Source organism: Mycobacterium sp. TH-M25 (assembly GCF_057473665.1).
The window spans coordinates 1-3670 of sequence record NZ_JBYCLA010000528.1; the positions used below are offsets into that span (position 1 = coordinate 1).

Annotated in this window: 3 protein-coding genes and 1 tRNA gene; all 4 read right to left on the bottom strand. The window is 63.6% G+C overall.

Annotation, left to right across the window (positions count from 1 at the left end):
• Nucleotides 1-309 (bottom strand): AAA family ATPase (locus AC2VOU_RS17685; RefSeq protein ID WP_486958543.1); only part of this gene is annotated, 309 nt, incomplete at its 3' end.
• Between the two features lie 455 nt (nt 310-764).
• Nucleotides 765-2027 (bottom strand): ATP-binding protein, encoded by a 1263-nt coding sequence (locus tag AC2VOU_RS17690; RefSeq protein WP_486958544.1) that lies wholly within the window; start codon nt 2025-2027, stop codon nt 765-767.
• Between the two features lie 265 nt (nt 2028-2292).
• A tRNA-Ala gene (locus AC2VOU_RS17695) sits at nt 2293-2368 on the bottom strand.
• Between the two features lie 54 nt (nt 2369-2422).
• The gene (locus tag AC2VOU_RS17700; RefSeq protein ID WP_486958545.1) at nt 2423-3670 is read right to left on the bottom strand and encodes an MFS transporter; all 1248 of its coding nucleotides are present in this window, start codon (nt 3668-3670) and stop codon (nt 2423-2425) included.

Here is a 3670-nt window from a genome sequence, read left to right on the forward strand (position 1 = left end):
AGCACTCCCGGCGAGCAGAAACTGGCCACCAGTCGGATCGTCATCGACAGCACGCCGCACGACATCCCACACCTCGGGAACCTTCTGCCACTCGTCAATGAGCAGTGGCCGCGGCCGAGTCAACAGAAGACCCGGATCGGCGTGCACCGCCTCACGGTTGGGCTTTGCATCGAGTCTCAGCAGGCCGACGACTCGCTGCTCGGCTGTCGTCGTCTTCCCCACTGCCTTCGGCCCGTCGATGGCGATCGCCGGTACCTGTCCGAACAGCGCGTCCAGTTCGTCGTCGATGATACGTCTGGCGTACCGCATCGGCCAATCATACAATTAGCAGACTCTAAATCAGTCATATAGCATCGATTGAATCAGTCAATTAGCATTTCCGCCGCTCAATCGCGCACCCGAAGATCGCCGGCCCACCAGGTCGGCTAGGCGCCTTCAACCGCGACGGGACCGTCTCCCCACCCCAGCCTGCTCAACTGCTCGCAGTGCACCATGATCGCTCCCGTAGACCGCGAAGCAACTTCCAGCGACCCGGCTGCGGCAGATATAGCGGTTTAGCTCAACGATCTGTTCTTCAGCCCCCGGCGTGAAGACAACGCTGAGCGTCCCGCGGTTCGGCCGGCCGTGCGGCACCATGTCCCAAAACCCGAATGTGGGGACACCCGAATTAACCTTTTCCGTCAAGAAGGCGACGGTTGTCGTCAAAATTGTCGTCACCCGGTGGAGCCGTCCGGGTGCCGCTGCGGTGGGCGAGGTGTGGATGGCTAAGGCCCGAGTGCTGAGATCGGCACAACATGAACCCCATCCGTTCGTTTTCCACCACCGCCGATCGCAGTCACGACGACGAGCGCGGACGGGCTGCCATGCTTGGAAGCATCGACGTCGGCCGCGAAGTCGAGGAGGCCCTTCGCCGCCCTGTCGATCACGTTTTGATCGCCAGTCAACTTCACCTCGAATGCGGCCCAGCCGTCCGGTGTCTCGATGATTGCATCAACCTCCTTGCGACCGTGAGACTCACGCCAGGAGTACATCGCGCCGCCGAGCGGTTGGGCATAGATGCGAAGGTCGCGGACTGCCATCGCCTCGAAGTGGAATCCGGCGGCCGCGAGGTCGGCGAGCAGGTCCTTTGATCCGACCTTCAGCGCGGCAGTGCCCAGCGACGGATCCACAAAGTAACGGACTGGCGCTTCGCGCAGTTCAGTGCGAGAGCGCATGTGCGGCTTCCACGCCGGCGAGTTCTCGGTCAGCTTGAGCCGATCGAGCGCGTCGAGGTAGGAGTTCACCGTCTCCTTTGCCGGAGCCCGCTGATCGTCCCCTGCGATCTCTACACCTAGTGCGGTGACCTTGATCGGTGTCCCGACGGATCGCCCGAGCGATGCGAGTGCACGACGCAGTCGATCCGGTGTGCGCTTGCCGGTGCCGAGGTCCGGAATGTCGATGTCGACGATCTGCGTGAGGTAGTCGCCAAGCCAGCCCCGGGCGGTTCGCTCCGATTGGTCGAGCAACGCCGGCCACCCGCCGATGACGATCCGCTCCATGAGGCCCGCGACCGTCATCGCGGTTCGCTTTGCTTTTTGATCCGCGCCCCGCAACAAAGCTGCCAGGGATGCCTCACCCGTCGAATGGCCGGACTCAAAGAGGCTCATCGGCCGCATCCTGAGCGTGCCGATCCGACCCGCGCCGGAGTGCAACTCGCGCTCATATCTCGGGGTTGCCGAACCGGTCAGGATGTACAGGCCACGACGGCGCAGATCATCGACATGCCGCCGCACCTGGTCCCATATCTCCGGCGCGCGCTGCCATTCATCGAAAAGAATCGGCGTCTCTTGGTCGAACAGCTCCTCCGGGTTGAGTCCCAGGAGCGCCCGCGCGTTCGGGTTGGTGTCGAAGCGGACTGAACTCTTCGCCTGCTGGAGGGCGGTTTCCGTCTTCCCGCAGCCCTTCGGCCCATCGATGAGGACAGCACCGATCGAGGTCAGCCGCTCGGACAACTCAGCGTCGACGATGCGTGCACGATAACTGAACATTGCAACAGTCTACGTTTCCGACAGCGTGAACTGGCCATTTTCGACAGTCTCATCTCGCCGTTTTCGACAGGCCAGATTCGCCTGTTCTGGCAGCCGCGGGCGATCCTCGATACCCTGCAAGCATTCCCGGCAGCGAGCCGGACCAATGTTCCCATACCCGAACGTGAGGACACCCGAATCGCCGGTTGTCGTCAAGAATCGGCCCCGCGAACAAAACCAGCTAATACGAAAAACCCGCCCTAAGCAGGTAGAACTTAGTTTCTCCTGGTGGAGCTAAGGGGATTCGAACCCCTGACCCCCACACTGCCAGTGTGGTGCGCTACCAACTGCGCCATAGCCCCAAAGATGTGCCTGTCGAAGTTACACCACGGCTCGTCAGCCATCAAAGTCGATGATCAGACCGCGTCATCAAGCGCCGGTTCCACCGTCGTCGTCGAGGTCTCCGGCGCGAACACCCAGACCGCGGCGGCCACCAGCATGATGAACCCGCTGACCGTGAAACCCCAGGCGAAGCTGAAATGCTCTGCGATCTGACCCACCGCCAGGGCACCGACGATCGCACCGAAGTCGGCCATCATCTGAAACGCCGCCACCGGGGTGCCCGCGCGGGACGAATTACCCAGAATGTCGGCGATTGCCGCCTGCTGCGGTGACGTGTACACCCCCGACGCCGCCCCCGCGACAAACGCCGCGGTGAGAAAGATCGGCAGCGACGTGGAGACACCGAGCCCGACCGTCGCCACCCCGCAGGCCAACAGTCCGCTGATCAGCAATGAACGCCGGCCGATCCGGTCGGACAGATAGCCACTGGGCATCACCACGATCACGTTGCCGATCGCGAAGACGGCCAGCACCAGACCCGTCATGCGTGGCCCGCGGCCCATCACGTCCGCGATGAACAGCGGCACGACCGCCATCCGCACCCCGAACACCGACCATCCGGTGGCGAAGTTCGACACCAGCGCTGCGCGGTACGCCCGATGCGTGAGCGCCGAGCGCATCGTCACTTCCGTGTGCGCATGCACCAGCTCGGCGGGCGCACTCAACGTCGACCGGCGCAGGCTGTAAAACACCACAACCGCCGTCAGCAGCATGGCCACCCCGTAGATGAGGAACGGGGCCCTGAGCCCGAATCCTGCAGTCAGAGTGCCTACGAGTGGCCCGCCGACCATGCCCACCAGAAACGACGTGGCAAACAGTCCGGCGGCCCGGCCACGCGCATCGGGCGGGCTGATCCGGATCATCAAGCCCAGCGCTGAAATGAAGAACATCGTCGACCCGATGCCGCCAATTGCCCGGTATACCAACAGTTCCCAATACGTGTGCACAAATGCGGACAGGCCCGTCGACGCCGAGACGATCAGCAGACCCGACACGTAGACCGGCCGCTCCCCCAGCCGCTGCACCAGCAGCCCGCTGGGCGGCGCGAAGAACAGCCGCATCACCGAGAACAAGGTGATCGCGAAGGTCACCGCGTCCATGCTGACCCCGAACGTGCGGGCGTAGGCCGGCAGCACCGGCGACACCACGCCGTAGCCGAGCGCGGCCACCACGTTCGCCCCGATCAGCACCCACGCTTCGCGCGGCAGACTCGTCTTGTCATCACGCCACGCGGTAAAGCGGTCGCGCGGAGAGACGAGGAT

Excerpts from the sequence above, each read along its gene's own strand:
- AC2VOU_RS17690 (WP_486958544.1), bottom strand. The coding sequence starts at position 2,027 with ATGTTCAGTTATCGTGCACGCATCGTCGACGCTGAGTTGTCCGAGCGG.